Annotated in this window: 13 protein-coding genes and 1 tRNA gene; 10 read left to right on the top strand and 4 right to left on the bottom strand. The window is 70.6% G+C overall.

All coding sequences use genetic code 11. From position 1 onward, the window contains the following. The first annotated feature begins 36 nt into the window (after positions 1 to 36). Both D7W82_RS09410 and D7W82_RS09405 read left to right on the top strand, forming a co-directional pair. Positions 37 to 1245 (top strand): sigma-54-dependent Fis family transcriptional regulator, encoded by a 1209-nt coding sequence (locus tag D7W82_RS09410; protein ID WP_120618010.1) that lies wholly within the window; start codon positions 37 to 39, stop codon positions 1243 to 1245. Between the two features lie 59 nt (positions 1246 to 1304). Further along, positions 1305 to 2177, top strand: coding sequence for a MaoC family dehydratase (locus D7W82_RS09405; protein WP_120618009.1), 873 nt, complete (start codon positions 1305 to 1307; stop codon positions 2175 to 2177). A gap of 48 nt (positions 2178 to 2225) precedes the next feature. Here D7W82_RS09405 and D7W82_RS09400 read toward each other — a convergent pair whose 3' ends face one another. Next, entirely contained in the window at positions 2226 to 2462 is a 237-nt protein-coding gene (locus tag D7W82_RS09400; protein ID WP_043321491.1) for a helix-turn-helix domain-containing protein, read from the bottom strand. Positions 2463 to 2806: 344 nt separating this feature from the next. Here D7W82_RS09400 and D7W82_RS09395 point away from each other — a divergent pair, with 344 nt between their 5' ends. From D7W82_RS09395 to D7W82_RS09370, 6 genes are all read left to right on the top strand, one after another. Continuing rightward, positions 2807 to 3214 carry a (deoxy)nucleoside triphosphate pyrophosphohydrolase gene (locus D7W82_RS09395; protein ID WP_120618008.1) on the top strand — a complete coding sequence of 136 codons (408 nt, stop codon included), beginning with the start codon at positions 2807 to 2809 and terminating at the stop codon, positions 3212 to 3214. A gap of 107 nt (positions 3215 to 3321) precedes the next feature. After that, a complete protein-coding gene (locus D7W82_RS09390; RefSeq protein ID WP_120618029.1) occupies positions 3322 to 4155 on the top strand; it encodes a hypothetical protein in 834 nt (277 codons plus the stop codon). 149 nt (positions 4156 to 4304) lie between these two features. Beyond that, the gene (ftsH, locus tag D7W82_RS09385) at positions 4305 to 6350 is read left to right on the top strand and encodes an ATP-dependent zinc metalloprotease FtsH (protein WP_370450964.1); all 2046 of its coding nucleotides are present in this window, start codon (positions 4305 to 4307) and stop codon (positions 6348 to 6350) included. Between the two features lie 105 nt (positions 6351 to 6455). Next, the gene (locus tag D7W82_RS09380; RefSeq protein ID WP_014396380.1) at positions 6456 to 6704 is read left to right on the top strand and encodes an RNA polymerase sigma factor region1.1 domain-containing protein; all 249 of its coding nucleotides are present in this window, start codon (positions 6456 to 6458) and stop codon (positions 6702 to 6704) included. 84 nt (positions 6705 to 6788) lie between these two features. Further along, positions 6789 to 7379 carry a nucleotide exchange factor GrpE gene (locus D7W82_RS09375; protein ID WP_120618006.1) on the top strand — a complete coding sequence of 197 codons (591 nt, stop codon included), beginning with the start codon at positions 6789 to 6791 and terminating at the stop codon, positions 7377 to 7379. A 92-nt stretch (positions 7380 to 7471) separates the two neighbouring features. Then, on the top strand, positions 7472 to 9007 hold the full coding sequence (locus D7W82_RS09370) for a trypsin-like peptidase domain-containing protein (RefSeq protein WP_199727716.1): 1536 nt from the start codon (positions 7472 to 7474) through the stop codon (positions 9005 to 9007). A 23-nt stretch (positions 9008 to 9030) separates the two neighbouring features. On the opposite strand, the gene D7W82_RS09365 is transcribed toward D7W82_RS09370, so the two are convergent. Continuing rightward, on the bottom strand, positions 9031 to 9666 hold the full coding sequence (locus tag D7W82_RS09365; protein WP_120618004.1) for a DUF6066 family protein: 636 nt from the start codon (positions 9664 to 9666) through the stop codon (positions 9031 to 9033). A 195-nt stretch (positions 9667 to 9861) separates the two neighbouring features. On the opposite strand from D7W82_RS09365, the gene D7W82_RS09360 reads away from it, so the two are divergent. Next, positions 9862 to 10221, top strand: a complete 360-nt coding sequence (locus D7W82_RS09360; protein WP_120555309.1) for a PilZ domain-containing protein — start codon at positions 9862 to 9864, stop codon at positions 10219 to 10221. 83 nt (positions 10222 to 10304) lie between these two features. Here D7W82_RS09360 and D7W82_RS09355 read toward each other — a convergent pair whose 3' ends face one another. Further along, entirely contained in the window at positions 10305 to 11855 is a 1551-nt protein-coding gene (locus tag D7W82_RS09355) for a Glu/Leu/Phe/Val dehydrogenase (protein WP_120618003.1), read from the bottom strand. Positions 11856 to 12152: 297 nt separating this feature from the next. Here D7W82_RS09355 and D7W82_RS09350 point away from each other — a divergent pair. Next, a tRNA-Thr gene (locus D7W82_RS09350) sits at positions 12153 to 12228 on the top strand. 100 nt (positions 12229 to 12328) lie between these two features. On the opposite strand, the gene D7W82_RS09345 is transcribed toward D7W82_RS09350, so the two are convergent. Next, a complete protein-coding gene (locus D7W82_RS09345) occupies positions 12329 to 14656 on the bottom strand; it encodes a PAS domain-containing sensor histidine kinase (protein WP_158617623.1) in 2328 nt (775 codons plus the stop codon). Positions 14657 to 14693 lie beyond the last annotated feature (37 nt).

Here is a 14693-nt window from a genome sequence, read left to right as displayed (position 1 = left end):
CATCCGTCACCGGTCCCGGGGGGAACCGTTTCCTCAATGAACCTGCCGAGCGAGGAGTCCGCCGTGCCGCGTTTCCACTGCGAGATGAAGTCGGAGCAGAAGGGCGCGCGCGCGCGGGCCCAGGATGAGCGTCCAGGGACCTACGTGGACGGGGTCCGGTGGCGTCAGTCGCGAGCCCGGGGCCGGAGCGGATCCACGGGGGGCCATTCGTCCGCGCGACACGGGATGCAGGTGGCTCCGGCGCCCGAGGAGGCGCTCCCCTCGGTGACGCAGGAGCCCGCCGCGGCGCAGGCGACCTTCGGAGAGCTGGTGGCCACGTCCGCCGCTGCGCGGGCCAGCTTCGAGCGCATGGCGTGCGCGGCGGCGTGCAACGCCACGGTGCTGCTGGAAGGGGAGACGGGCACAGGCAAGAGCCGCGCGGCGCTCGCCATCCACCGCGCAGGGGCTCGCGCGAACGCGCCGTTCCTCGTCGTGGACTGCGGCGCGCTCCCGGCCAACCTCCTGGAGAGCGAGCTGTTCGGTCACGAGAAGGGGGCCTTCACCGGCGCCATCCAGCGCCGCGTGGGCGCCTTCGAGGAGGCCGACGGAGGCACCATCTTCCTGGACGAGATCGGCGAGCTCCCCGCCGAGCTCCAGCCCAAGCTCTTGCGCGTGCTGGAGAACCGGGAGATCCGCCGCCTGGGCTCCAACACGTACCAGGCGGTCAACGTGCGCGTCATCGCGGCCACGCACCGCGACCTGCGCGCGGAGGTCCAGGAGGGCCGCTTCCGCGCGGACCTCTTCTTCCGCCTCGCGGTGGTGGGCATCCCGCTCCCGTCGCTGCGCGAGCGCACGGAGGACATCCCGCTCATCGTCGAGCGCATCCTCGCGGGGCTGGGCGCCACGCCCGAACAGCTGGCGAAGCTCACCACGCCGGACTTCCTCACGCGGCTCCAGCGCGCCGCCTGGCCGGGCAACGTGCGCGAGCTGCGCAACCACCTGGAGCGCTGCCTCGTCTTCCAGAGCGCGCTGCCCCCCACGGCGACGGATGCCGTGAACGCCCTGGCCCCCGCCGTGCCTCGCAGGGTGGACGCCTCGTTGACGTACGCGGAGTCGCGGCGCCGGGCGCTGGAGACCTTCGAGCACGACTACATCGAAGCGCTCCTCGAGCTGCACGGAGGCAAGGTGTCCCAGGCCGCCGCCGCCGCGGACATGGACCGCGTCTACCTGTACCGGCTCCTGCGCCGGCACGGGCTCAAGAGCTGACGCGAGCGGGGTTCACAAATCCCGCGCGCGGCGGGAGCGGGTGTCGGAGAATCCGCCGCATGTCCGCTCCCATCCTCGACCTGCACTCGCTCCCGGCGATGCCCGCCACGCTGCTGCGCGCGGCGAATCCCTTCGGGAAGTCCCGGGGCCGCACCTCGCTGCCGGCCCTGACGCTGCGGGCGCATGGCTGCCGCGCGTCGCCCGTGCTGCTGGAGCGCTACCGGACCGCGTGCGGCTTCGACGCCGACGGCCTCCTGCCGCTCACATACCCGCAGGTCATGGCCACGCCGCTGCACCTCCAGCTGCTGAGCCTGCCGGACTTCCCGCACTCCGCGATGGGCATCGTGCACGTGCGCAACCACATCCAGCAGCACCGCCGCCTGCCGGACACCGCCGCGCTCACCGTGGCCTGCCGCTTCGACGGCCAGCGCGAAGTGCCCGCCGGCCACGAGTTCGACATCGAGACGCGCGTCGAAGCCCAGGAGTCCGGCGAGCTCTTGTGGCAGGCCGTCAGCACCCTGCTGCGCCGCCACGCCGAGCGGAAGGACAAGGACGGCGCGCGCAAGGCCCCGCCGCCGGACGACACGCGCTTCGCGTCCAGCCGCCCCGCGGCCTGGAACATCCCCGCGGACACCGGGCGCCGCTACGCGCGGGCCTCCGGTGACTTCAACCCCATCCACCTCACCGCCCTCACCGCGAAGCCCTTCGGCTTCCCTCGCGCCATCGCGCACGGCATGTGGACGCTCGCGCGCTGCGTGGCGGAGCTGGGCGAGGCGGCCCACGCGGACGCGCTCCAGCTGGATTGCGACTTCAAGAAGCCCCTCCTCCTTCCGTCCCGGGTGACGTTCCAGACGGCTCGCGAGTCCGCGGGCGTGGCGTTCCGGGTGCTGTCGGAGGAGGGGAAGCCGCACCTCGTGGGGCGGCTGGGCTGAAGAGACGGGCGACGCGCCGGCGGGCCGGGGAGGGGCCCGCCAGACGCGTCAATCACTCAGCTCCGGGAGGTCCGGCAGACTGTCCGGGTCCAGCTTCATCAGGGCGCACAGCCGGCTCAGCGTGGGGATGGTGGGGACCATCACCCCTCGCTCGACGCGGGCCAGGACTTCCACGCCCAGTTCCAGATGCTCCGCGACTTCCTCCATGGAGAGCCCCGCCTGCTGCCGCGCTGCCTTCAGCGCGGCGCCAAGCGCTTCGGCCCGCTCTCTCCGACTCTGTGTCATCCCCCGAGCATGGCGCCATCCGGCCCGCACGTCACTTGAATCCCACACGCACCCCTCGCGGACGGCGGCCCGGCCGGGGAGCGCCTCCCCGGGACGTGAAGTCCCCAACAGCCCGCTTCCCCCAGGAGCCAGGAGGGTCCAGGCCCCTCCGGGCCTTCCGGAGCCCCGCTTTCGCGGCCCTGGCCCCCGCCCCTGGACGACGGGGCCGGGTGGGGTGGCCCCGCGTCCCGGCCGTGCGCACGCTGCTGCCCAGGAGGGGCCTTGCGCATTGGCGCCGGACAGGGGCTGTGTTACGCCGCCGCACCCTGTCTGCCATCTTTGGGACTCCAATCGAGGAGAAGTAAATGACCCGTCGTCACGTGCGCGTCGTCGGCGCGATGCTCCAGAACGAGATGGGTCGCTACCTCATCACCCAGCGTCCGCCCACCGCGTCGCTGCCCCTCCTATGGGAGTTCCCGGGCGGCCGGGTGGAGGAGGGGGAGCAGGACACGGTGGCGCTCGCCCGCGAGCTGCTGGAGGAGATGGGGGTCCAGATCCAGGTGCTCGAGCAGGTCATGCACACCCACCACGAGTACCCGACCTACGACATCGACTTCCGGGTGTTCCGCTGCCGCCTGAGCCACCCGGACGCGGAGATCCACCACCTGCGCGTGCATGACCACCGCTGGGTGGCGCTGGAGGAGATGGGCCAGTACCGCTTCCCGGACGCGGACGCGAAGACCCTGGCCCGGCTGCTGGACCTGGACCACTGACCGTGCGCCCCGCCACGCGTCTCGTCGCCGCCGCGGGCCTCCTGCTGTCCGCCGCCTGCTCCAGCTCCCGTCCCACGCCCACGGGCTCCAGCGCCCCGGACGCCGGCATGAACCAGGTGCCCGCCACGGGGCTCGAGGGCTGCCTGCTCTACTCGGACGGCCGCCAGACGGGCGCCGTGCCCCGCCAGGTCCCGGAGCTGTCCGGCCTGGCCGCCAGCCAGCGCCACCCGGGCATCTTCTGGGGACACAACGACTCCAACAACGCCTTCGAGCTGTTCGCCCTGGACGAGACGGGCGCGGTGAAGGCCACGCTGAGCCTCACCGGCGCGGACCCCCGCGACATCGAGGACATCGCCGTGGGCCCGTGCGCCCCTGGCGGCAACGAGTCCTGCATCTTCCTGGCGGACACCGGCGACAACTTCGAGCGGCGCAAGGAGGTGCGCCTGTTCCGGCTGCCGGAGCCCGCGTCCGTCACCAACGCCTCGCTCCCGGTGGAGGCGCTGCCCTTCACCTACGAGGACGGCGCCCATGACGCCGAGTCGCTCATCGTCGACAGCCGCTCCGGGCAGGTGGGCATCCTCACCAAGACGCGCGCGTCCCTGGGCGACCTGTACGCGGTGGAGGGCCTGAAGCCCGGCGCCACGGGCAAGGCTCGCAAGCTGGGCACCCTGCGCGTGCCGGATGACGTGGACCGCCTGTCCACCGCCGCCGCCCTGCACCCCTCCGGCGAGCGCCTGCTGGTGCGCACGTACACCCGCGTGTGGGAGCTGCGCCGCCCGGACGCGAAGCGGCTGGCGGACTTCGTCCAGGCGCAGGTGGTGGAGGTGCCCGGCGCCAGCCAGGCCCAGTCGGAGGCCGTGACGTTCCTCCAGGACGGCCGCGGCTACCTGTTGGGCAGTGAGTTCGCGGGCGAGCCCCTGGTCCGCGTCGACTGCCGCTGATCGGACAGTCCCGACCCCGTTCGTCGTCATCCGATCACGCCCGGCGGTTGACGGCTTGGCGGGGGTGACCATCTTTGGCCGGCTGAGGGAACCGTCACACGACATGGTGTCGGTGTGTACGGGGGAGGGGGAGGGCGAGCGTGCCGACGATGAAGCCACAGGACCTGCCGCCGGGGATGGGCCCGCGCGGAAAGAAGAGCGACAAGCCAACACCCACGAAAGGTGGGTTCAAGTTCGGCTCACCACTGGGCTACATCCTCCTGCTCGTCCTGGGGTTCCTGCTGTTCCGGAACGTGTTTCAGGACGCGGGCGTGCGCCGGGTGTCGTACAGCCAACTGCGCGACGCGGTGGAGAACAATCAGTTCAGTCGCGTGCAGATTTCAAACGAGTGGGTGAAGGGCTTCCTCAAGGAGAACGCCCAGCCTCCTCCGGGCGAGCGCGGCACGCTGCGCAGCGAGCCCAGCGCCCTGCCGTGGATGGCCTACCGCGTCCCGGGTGACGAGGGCCTGGTGCCCCTGCTGGAGCAGAAGGGCATCCAGTTCGAGGCCGTGCCGCAGTCCAGCTTCAGTGAGGTGCTGTGGATCTGGCTCATTCCCATGGGCCTGCTCATCCTCTTCTGGAGCTTCATGATGCGCCGGATGTCCGGCGGCATGGGCCAGGGCCCGCAGAGCGTCATGTCCTTTGGCAAGACGCGCGCGAAGGTGCAGGCGGAGGCCGACACCGGCGTGGGCTTCAAGGACGTGGCCGGCGTGGACGAGGCCGTGGACGAGCTCCGCGAAATCGTCGAGTTCCTCAAGACGCCGGAGAAGTTCCGCCGCCTGGGCGGCCGCATCCCCAAGGGCGTGCTGCTCGTGGGCCCTCCGGGCACGGGCAAGACGCTGCTCGCGCGGGCCGTGGCGGGTGAAGCGGGCGTGCCCTTCTTCAACCTCTCCGGTTCGGAGTTCGTGGAGATGTTCGTCGGCGTGGGCGCGGCCCGCGTCCGCGACCTCTTCGCCCAGGCCACCGCGAAGGCGCCGTGCATCATCTTCATCGACGAGCTGGACGCCATCGGCAAGAGCCGCAACTCGGGCGTGGCCGGCGGCCATGACGAGCGTGAGCAGACGCTCAACCAGCTGCTCGCGGAGATGGACGGCTTCGACAGCCGCGCGGGCCTCATCATCCTGGCGGCGACGAACCGCCCGGAGATCCTGGACAGCGCGCTGATGCGCCCGGGCCGGTTCGACCGGCAGGTGCTGGTGGACCGCCCGGACAAGCGCGGCCGCGAGCGGGTGCTGGAGATCCACGCCAAGGGCGTGAAGCTGGGCCAGGACGTGGACCTCAAGGTGATTGCCTCGCGCACGCCGGGCTTCGCCGGCGCGGACCTGGCCAACGTGGTGAACGAGGCGGCGCTGCTCGCCGCGCGCAAGAACCGCGACGCGGTGATGCGGGCGGACTTCGAGGAGGCCATCGAGCGCGTGGTGGCGGGCCTGGAGAAGAAGAACCGCCGCATGAACGAGCGCGAGAAGGAGATCGTCGCGCACCACGAGGCGGGCCACGCGGTGGTGGGCTGGATGCTGCCCTACGCCGAGCGGGTGACCAAGGTGTCCATCATCCCGCGAGGCCTGGCGGCGCTGGGCTACACCATGTCGCTGCCGCTGGAGGACCGCTACCTCATGTCCTTCGACGAGCTGCGCGACAAGATGGCCGGCATGATGGGCGGCCGCGCGGCGGAAGAAATCTTCATCGGCGAGGTGTCCACCGGCGCGTCCAACGACATCAAGCAGGCGACGGAGATCGCCAAGATGATGGTCCGCGACTACGGCATGAGCACGCTGGGTCCGGTGGCGCTGAGCGGTGAGCAGGGGCCGGGGTTCTTGCGGTCCGCGGGCCTGCCGGAGTCGCGCAGCTACTCCGAGCAGACGGCGCGGATGATCGACGACGAGGTCCGCAAGATGGTCTCCGAGGCGCTGGATCGCGCCCGGGAGGTCCTCCACACGAACCGCGAGAAGGTGGAGGCCCTGGCGGCGCGGCTCCTGGCGACGGAGGTCATCGAGGAGGAGGCGATGATCACCATCCTGGGGCCCAAGGTGCAGGCGCAGCGCGGCCTGCTCCACCCGGAGGCGCGCACGGTCATCTCCGCGCACCCCGTGGGGGGCACGGAGTCCGAGCCGGTGGTGCCGCCCACGCAGCACGCCGAAGGCAAGCTCGACTCATAGAGCCAGCCTGCCTGCCCTCCGGGCAGCCCTTCGCCCACCGGATCCACCGCCAGCCTGCGGTGACCGGTGGGCGAAATTACTTTCCAACGACAAGGAGGCGTCGCCGTGGAGAACCGCATTGGAAAGAGCTACGTCGCGCGGAAAGCGTTGTTCGCCAAGGGCCTGAAGGACGGCCGGCTCACGGTGCAGGAGATCGAGGAGGCGCTGCCCGCGGGGACGCTGACGGCCGCCGAGCGGTGGCTCCTCTACTACTCCCTTCGAGCCGCGCAGGTGGAGATCATCGACGAGGTGACCGGGCAGGTGGATCACGGCTTCATGGCGGAAGCGCCGCCCCAGGCCCCGTCCAACCACTAGGCGCGTTGACAGGACCGTCCTCGCGGTTACGTTCGCGCCGCTCATCGAGGTTCGCTTCTTCCAACCCCTGGCGCAGGTTCGACAATGGACGGCAATCCCCGCAGCGACGAGACCCCGGAGACGCAGGCCCCCTCCGACACCCAGGTGGAGGCGGCCGGCTCCGACACGCAGGCCGAGGCCGCCCAGGATGGCGAGGTGGCGCGGCTCCAGGCGGAGCTGGAGTCGGCGCGCCGCCGGGTGAACGAGCTGGCCCGGGGGCTCCAGGACCTCACCAAGGACCGCGAGGAGTTCAAGCAGCGCATCACCCGCGAGCGCGAGCGCATGCTCGACGTGGAGCGCGGCAACGTGGCCCGCACGCTGCTGGAGGCCATTGACGAGCTGGACCTGGTGCTCAACGCCAGCCAGCAGGACACGTCCCCCGTGGTGCAGGGCGTGCGGATGATCCGCGACAGCCTGCTGTCCAAGGCCCAGGCCACCGGCATCGAGCGCCTCCAGGTGGTGGGGCGCCCCTTTGATCCGAACCTGGCCGAGGCGGCGGACATGGAGGTGACGCCCGTCCCGGCGGACGACCAGAAGGTGGTCGCCGAGTTCCGCGCGGGCTACCGCCTGAAGGACCGCATCATCCGCCCCGCCCGGGTGAAGGTGGCCCGGTACGTGGCCCCGGCCCAGGCTTGAGAGGCCACGCCTGACGTCCCTCCGGGCCCGCGACCCACGGGAGTCGCGGGCCGGGAAGGGTGGAGGCCACCGGTCTGTTGGGCCCTGACGCCATGGCCCGCCGTGTAAGCTGCCGCCCCGTGTCCGTCCGACTGTTCAGCGTCCTTTGCGTGGTGGCGCTCGCCCCGGTGGCGGGAGCCGCCGAGGATCCGCTCAAGCCCTGGCTCCAGGCCCGGGTGCGCGAGCACCTGGCCTGGTTTGCCTCCCCGACGCCCGCGGCGGGGGACGCCCCGGTGACCGCGGGCGTGTCCTCGCTGTGGCGCGAGCGCCCCGCGGGCTACGCGGGCCTGCCCCACTTCACGCCGCCCACGTCGCTGGCGCCGCTGATCCGCGCGGTGGAGGCGGGCGTGGTGAACATCACCACGGTGGGGCCCGGCGCGGTGGCGGGCGCGGTGAAGCGCTCCACCGGCTCTGGCTTCGTGCTGACGCCCGACGGGCTCGTCGTCACCAACAACCACGTGGTGGCCAACGCGCAGGGCCCGGCGGTGAACCCCACCGGCTCCGGCGTCACGCCGGGCAGGGACGGCCCCCGCGAGGTGCCGGTGCAGCAGGTGTCCGTGCGGCTGGCGGACGGCCGCGAGTTCCCCGCGGAGGTGGTGGGCCGCGACGCGTCCACGGACGTGGCGCTCCTCAAGCTGAACGGCGCCGGGCTGGGGACGCTGCCCGCGGTGTTCCTGGGCGACTCCGACGCGCTGGAGGTGGGGGACTGGGTGGTGGCCATCGGCAACCCCTTCGGCCTGGACCACTCGGTGGCGCACGGCATGATTTCGGCGAAGGAGCGCGTGCTGGGCGTGGGCCAGTTCGACGACTTCATCCAGACGGACGCGCTCATCAACCCCGGCAACTCCGGCGGCCCGCTCTTCAACATGAAGGGCGAGGTGATTGGCGTGAACACCGCCATCATCAGCGAAGGGCAGGGCATTGGCTTCGCGGTGCCCATCAACCTGGTGAAGGACCTGCTGCCCAACCTGCGGGAGAACGGGAAGCTGGAGCGCGGCTGGCTGGGCGTCGTCATCAACGAGGACGGCGCGGACGCCACCGCCACGGCGCCGGTGGTGAAGGACGTCTACCGCGGCAGCCCCGCCGCCCAGGCGCACATCCGCCCCGGGGACCGGCTGGTGGCGGTGAACGGCCGGCCCATTGGCAGCTACCTCCAGCTCTTGCGCAAGGTGGCGCTGCTGGCCCCGGGCACGGAGGCGAAGCTGACGCTGCTGCGCGACGGCGGCACCCAGGAGGTGGCGGTGCGGCTCGTCGCCCGGCCCGCGCAGGAGGCCACGGAGGGGCTCTCCCAGCGGGGCGGCAGCAGCGCGAATGATCTGGGGCTGGTGCTGCGGGATTTGACGCCGGAGGTGGCCGCGCCCCTGGGCTACGAGGCCTTCCTGGGCGCGCTCGTGTCCGGCGTGGTGCCGCGCAGCCTGGCGGAGCAGGCCGGCCTGCGCGCGGGCGACGTCGTCATGGAGGTGAACCGCCGCCGCGTGAAGGATGCCGCAGCGGTGAAGGCCGCCCTGGAGCGGGGCAGCGCCGGGGCCAGCATCCTCCTGCGCGTCCAGCGGGGCGACGCGCTCCAGTACATCGCCATCGCCCGCTGAACCGGCCCCCGAAGTCGGGCGCGCTACCTGCCGCCCGCGTCCTTGCCGTTGAGCCACAGCCCCAGCTGGTTGCCGGTGCGGCCCTCGGTGACGAGGACGGCCTCGATGCGGGCGTTGACGCCGTAGTGCTTCCCGCCGCCCTTCTTGGGCAGCGACCACACCGACTGCGGCGTGAAGACGACCTGCGCGCGCACGCCCCGAGCCATGAACATGCGGTTGAACGTGCCGCCGTTCCACATGTCCGGCGCCGTGCCGCTCACCGTGAGGTAGTTCATCACCGGGTTGCCCTGCGCGTCCGTCTTCTTCGGCGCCCCGTGGCAGAGCCCGTACTTCCCGCCCGAGAAGAAGGGCGTGATGTTGATGGTGAACTCGTTGGTGCCGGGGTTGAAGTCGCCCGGGGACAGCATGCCCGCGTCGTCCTCGGTGACGATCATGTACAGGCGCTTGCCCGTGTACTTCTTGCGGAAGGCCTCCGCCTGCTGCTTGCACCGCGGATCCACGAGCGCCCCGTCACACTCGCCCACGTACTTCTCCAGGAAGGCCCCCAGTCCGCCCAGGGGCTCGGACTCGTCACGCAGCTTCGCGAAGCGCGAGTCGACGTCGGCCAGGGCGAGCGTGGGCACAAGGAGGGCGAAGGCGGCGGCCAGGATGCGATTCACGGCGGGAAACTCCGGAAAAAGGGGGAGGGACAGCCCGGGGATGGTGCCATCCCGGCCGCGCGGGGGGCAGCGCTTTCCCGTGAAACGGGACATGGTGCGTCATGGTGCGTCAGGGTGGATGTAGGTGATTATTTGCCTACATCTGGCTACCGTGTAGTTTGCCCCTGTCCCCACCTGTTTCGGAGCCCTCCCCGCATGAACACGCAGCCCCAGGAACGCCGCTCCAACCTGCGCTTTGATAAGATTTTTACCGTGTACCTGTCCACGCAGGACGGGATGATGCGGGGCATCGGCCGCAACATCAGCGCGCGGGGCATGTTCATCGAGGTGCGCGACTCGCTGGGGTTGGGCGAGAAGCTGAAGGTGACGTTCGCGGGCGAGGACGGCACGGAGATGACGTGCCTGTGCGAGGTCCGCTACCAGGTGGCGCTGGCCTTCGGCCGCAAGGACGGGCGGCCCGGCAACAGCCGCGGGGTGGGCCTGCGCATCGTGGCCTACGAGACCCTGGACGACGCGCCGCTGCTCCTGGTGGACCGCGAGCGGGTGATGCACTGAAACACCGCGGGGCACGGCCCTTCCCCCATTGAAGCGGGAAGACACCGTGCCCCGGGGGGCGACGCGGGAATCGGTGAGGCCGGTTACTGCGAGAAGCCTTCCAGCAGGTAGTGGGCTTCGATGCGCTTGAGCGCGAGGATCATCGCGGCGCAGCGGCTGTCCACCGGCTTCCCGATGCAGTACGGGCGGCTGTCGTGCATCTCCGTCTTGCGCGGCTGGTTGCGCGAGATGTCCCGGATGATGCGGTAGTTGCGCTTCATGGCGCGCTCGAGGCGCTGATCGACTTCCGCCTCGCTCCAGCGCTCCATGCGCTTGTTCTGGATCCACTCGTAGTAGGACACCGTCACGCCGCCGGCGTTGGCGATGATGTCCGGGATGAGCTCGATGCCGCGCTTCTGCAGGACGCGGTCGGCCTCCGGAGTGGTGGGGCCGTTGGCGCCTTCCGCGATGAGCTTGACCTTGAGGCGCTCCGCGACGTCCGCGGTGATCTCGCCACCGAGGGCCGCGGGGACGAGGATGTCCGCCTGCACGTCCCACAGGTCCTTCTTCTCGATGCGCTGGGCGCCGGGGAAGCCCACGACGGAGCGCTTGAGGTTCTTGGGGTCCGCCACGTAGGCGGCCAGCGCGTTCACGTCGATGCCGTCGCCGTTGAAGATGGAGCCGTCGGCGTCGTTCACCGCGAGCAGGCGCGCGCCCATGTTCCCCAGGATGATGGCGGCGTGGCTGCCCACGTTGCCGAAGCCCTGGATGACGAAGGTCTTGCCCTTCACGCTCTCGCCGCGGTCGGCGTAGTAGTCCTCGATGCAGAACGCGACGCCCTGGCCGGTGGCCTTGCCGCGGCCTTCCGAACCGCCGATGCGCACGTCCTTGCCGGTGACGATGCCGCGCAGGTTGTGGCGCTCGCGCTCACCGTCGGAGAACTGGCGGTACAAGAGCGCCATGATCTCCGGGTTGGTGCCCACGTCCGGCGCCGGGATGTCGATGTTCGGCCCGATGAGGCTCTTGAGCCGGTACATGAAGCGCAGGGTGATGGCCTCGATCTCCTCGCGGCCGTACTCGCGCGGATCCAGCTGGATGCCGCCCTTGCCGCCGCCGAAGGGCACCTCCGCGATGGCCGTCTTCCAGGTCATCTCCGCGGCGAGCGCCTTGAAGAGGTCCAGCGACACCTCGCGGTGGTAGCGCAGGCCGCCCTTGTAGGGGCCACGGGCCTGGTTGTGCTGGACGCGGTAGGCCTTGAAGCGCTGCGACTCACCGGGGACCAGCTGGTACACCAGCCCGTCCGGCAGGCGCAGGTGGCCGTGGCGGATGGCCACGTCGGAGCCCAGCAGGGCGCGGCCGTTCAGGATGATGTTGCCGTTGGCCAGGCGCTCCAGGCCTTCGGGGTTGCGCACCTGGGTGACGGACAGGTCGGCGAAGGACTTCGCCGCGTCCTGGGACAGCGGCACGAGCCGGTCCTTGAGCTTCGCGGTGACGTAGAAGATGTGCTCGTAGTCGGGCTCTTCGAGCTCCAGACGCACCCGCTTGTCCAGGCCGATGAGATCCGCCGCGTAATTGAAGATCTCCATCGCCTCCGTGTAGATGGTGCGCTTGGGCGTAGGGGCCGGGGCGCGCATGAAAGTCTCTTCGCTGGCCATGATGGAACGTGCTCCTTGAGGGCCCACCCGGATGGGGGCCACTGGGGAAAGCGGCGCCCTTATGAGCACAGCCGCCACGGGGATTCAACCAGTCTGGCGGAAGGCCATTTCTCCAAATTAGGGAGAAAAGTCGCGGGCTTAGCCGACGCGGTGTGTCACCCCAACAGATGCACCGTGTCATGGATGTCAGGGCTTCTGGGGGATAGAAGCGGGCGTGGAGGAGGGCGCTTGAAAAGGCGCGGAAAAACTCCTTGCCGGGTCCGGATGCGGATGGTACTTACGCGCCACTTTCGGTGCGCCGACATAGCTCAGTTGGTAGAGCAACTGATTCGTAATCAGTAGGTCTCCGGTTCAAATCCGGATGTCGGCTCCAAGAAGAGAAAGGCCGGTTGCCCCTGTGGCAGCCGGCCTTTTTCGTTTTCGCGCTCCGGAAGTTGGACCGTTTCAGGGGCGGTGAAACCGGCTCCGAGCGGTCAGGCGCTCGAAGCGGCGGAGTTCTGCTCCGCGGGAGGAGTCAGGCGCGCACGCTCCGGCACGTGAACGCAGAAGCACGTGCGCTCCTCCTTCCGCTCCAGGCTGATGCGCCACCCCAGGCTGCTCACCAGCCGCTGGGTGATGGCCAGCCCCAGCCCGGAGCCGCCCTCCTTGGTCGTCACCCACGGATTCCAGATGCTGTCGCGCAGCGCCTCGGGCACTCCGGGCCCTGAGTCCCAGCACTTCAACTGGACGGCCCCTTCCTCCAGCGAGGCGCTCACGCCGAGACATCCCCCGGGCTCCACTGCCTGTGCCCCGTTGCGCAGCAGGTTGGCGAACACCTGGAGCACCATGTCCGGATCCGCCAGCACCACTAGGTCCTCCGGCACCTCCACGGACACGGAGAGCCGCTTCTCCTCCACGGGCTCGCGGATGAGCTCCAGCGCGCGCTTGAGCGGACCCACCAGCGGCACCGGCGCGAGCTGTGGCGCGGGAGACTTCAGCTTGCGCAGCGTGGCGAGCATCCGCTCCAGCCGCGCCACCTCCTCGCTGCCAATCTCCACGTCCTGGGGCTCCAACGTGTGGCCCTTGCCGCTGCGCTTGAGCAGGTAGCGGAAGAAGTTCAGCGGGTAGGCGATTTCGTGCGACAGCTCGGCGCCCAGCAGGCCGAGTGTGAACCGCTTCTCGTCGCGCGTGGCCTCCACGTCGCTGCGACGCAGGGCCTCCAGTTCCTTCAGCGCCTCGGCGTGGTGCAGCGACACCGCGCCCAGGCTCGCGATGGTGGCCAGCAGCGTGAGGTCCTCGCTGGTGTAGAGGGCGGCCTGGTGCTTGGGGGGCAGCAGCAGCACGCCGCGCAGCCGTCCCAGGGAACGCATGGGCACCACGAGCAGGCGCTGCCACGGCGTCTCCAACGTCCACACGTGCTGGCCCGTGTTGAGCCGCTCCAGCGCGTCCTCGGGGAGGTTGGGGACCGACGGCAGCTCTCGCGCCTCCAGCACGCGCACGGGGCCGCTGGTGGGCAGCCAGCGGGACACGACCGCCTCCACGGCCTGACGGATGGCGGGCAGTTCGTGGAGACTGGAGAGCTGGTCGCTGAGCTGTTCGATGCTGGGGCGGAATTGCGACGCGGCTGGGAAGAACAGCCACAGCGTCAGGCGGTTGCAGGCCATGAACCCGCCCACCAGCACGGGGACGGAGAGGAGGGTGGGGAGCCATGTCTCCACGCCCTCGCGCACCAGCAGCCGCAGGGCGAGCCAGGTCAGGAGCGCGCCGCCCAGCGAAGCCAGGACGATGGGCCCCGCGAGCAGTCGCCGCGACAGCACCACGTCCGTCTCCAGGATGTTGTGGCGCACCAGCGCGAAGCCGATGGACAGCGGCAGCAGCGGGATGACGAAGGGAACGAACAGGTGCACCACGCCGCTGCCGGACGCGAGCGCCACGAAGAAGCCCACGGCCAGCGTCGCGGGCGCGGCGGCCAGTCCCCAGGCGGCGGACAGCAGCTCGGCGCGTTCCCGCCCGCTGCCCCGGCCCAGGCGCAGCACGATGGAGAGCAGCAGCACGGCCATGCTGGCCGGGACGCCCTGGCCCACGACCTGGCGCGTGGTGGACGCGTCATGCCCCAGCCATGGCGCGACCACCATCCACACCGCGGCGCCCACGCCCCAGGCCGTCACCGCCAGCAGCACCGTGCGCAGCACCGCGCGCCCGCGCTTCGGGGGCTCGGGGAAGGCATAGGCCAGCCACAGGAAGCCCAGGTCGAAGCCCACGCCGCCCAGGGAGAAGGCCGCCGGGAGCCCCGCTGTCGTGTGGTAGTCGTAAAACGTCAGGAAGAGCAGGTACGCGCCCACCGTCCACGCGGCGTAGGCGCGTGCGCCCGGGCGGTGTCCCGCCATCACCAGCACCACGCCTCCCGTCCAGAGAAGGAAGAGCGCCACCACGGCGTAGAAGCCGAAGAAGAAGCCCACCTCGTTGGTGCCCAGCTCCAGCAGGGGGCGCCGCACCTCGCGCGGGCCTTCGGACGTGGAGAAGGTGAGCCGTGCTTCCGTGGCCCCATCCCGCGCGAGCGCGGCGATGCGCGCGGCGGCGGCCTGCGAGGGAAAGGCGCGGTCGCGCGGCAATGCCTGGCCTTCGATGGCGACGAGCCGGTCGGGATACTTGAGCGGCAGCCCCTCCTGCGCCCAGGCCGGCATGGAGACGTTGGAGAAGTCCGCGTACGGATCCACGAAGAGCCCGGGGAAGGGCTCTGCGAAGCTGCGCCAGGCGTTCACCGCGGCCGCGGCGGCCACTGCCAGCAGCAGGGCCACCGCGGTCACGGCGAGCCACGTCACGGGCCTGGATTGTCGCCAGGGGACGTTGCCGGAGGAG

The organism is Corallococcus sp. CA049B (genome assembly GCF_003611685.1).
In the GTDB taxonomy this organism is placed as follows: domain Bacteria; phylum Myxococcota; class Myxococcia; order Myxococcales; family Myxococcaceae; genus Corallococcus; species Corallococcus coralloides.
The sequence above is the reverse complement of the archived record's forward strand: the minus strand, read 5'-3'. Positions and strand labels throughout refer to the sequence as shown.

Excerpts from the sequence above, each read along its gene's own strand:
- D7W82_RS09410 (WP_120618010.1), top strand. The coding sequence starts at position 37 with ATGAACCTGCCGAGCGAGGAGTCCGCCGTGCCGCGTTTCCACTGCGAG.
- D7W82_RS09405 (WP_120618009.1), top strand. The coding sequence starts at position 1,305 with ATGTCCGCTCCCATCCTCGACCTGCACTCGCTCCCGGCGATGCCCGCC.
- D7W82_RS09400 (WP_043321491.1), bottom strand. The coding sequence starts at position 2,462 with ATGACACAGAGTCGGAGAGAGCGGGCCGAAGCGCTTGGCGCCGCGCTG.
- D7W82_RS09395 (WP_120618008.1), top strand. The coding sequence starts at position 2,807 with ATGACCCGTCGTCACGTGCGCGTCGTCGGCGCGATGCTCCAGAACGAG.
- D7W82_RS09390 (WP_120618029.1), top strand. The coding sequence starts at position 3,322 with ATGAACCAGGTGCCCGCCACGGGGCTCGAGGGCTGCCTGCTCTACTCG.
- ftsH (WP_370450964.1), top strand. The coding sequence starts at position 4,305 with ATGAAGCCACAGGACCTGCCGCCGGGGATGGGCCCGCGCGGAAAGAAG.
- D7W82_RS09375 (WP_120618006.1), top strand. The coding sequence starts at position 6,789 with ATGGACGGCAATCCCCGCAGCGACGAGACCCCGGAGACGCAGGCCCCC.
- D7W82_RS09370 (WP_199727716.1), top strand. The coding sequence starts at position 7,472 with ATGGCCCGCCGTGTAAGCTGCCGCCCCGTGTCCGTCCGACTGTTCAGC.
- D7W82_RS09360 (WP_120555309.1), top strand. The coding sequence starts at position 9,862 with ATGAACACGCAGCCCCAGGAACGCCGCTCCAACCTGCGCTTTGATAAG.
- D7W82_RS09355 (WP_120618003.1), bottom strand. The coding sequence starts at position 11,855 with ATGGCCAGCGAAGAGACTTTCATGCGCGCCCCGGCCCCTACGCCCAAG.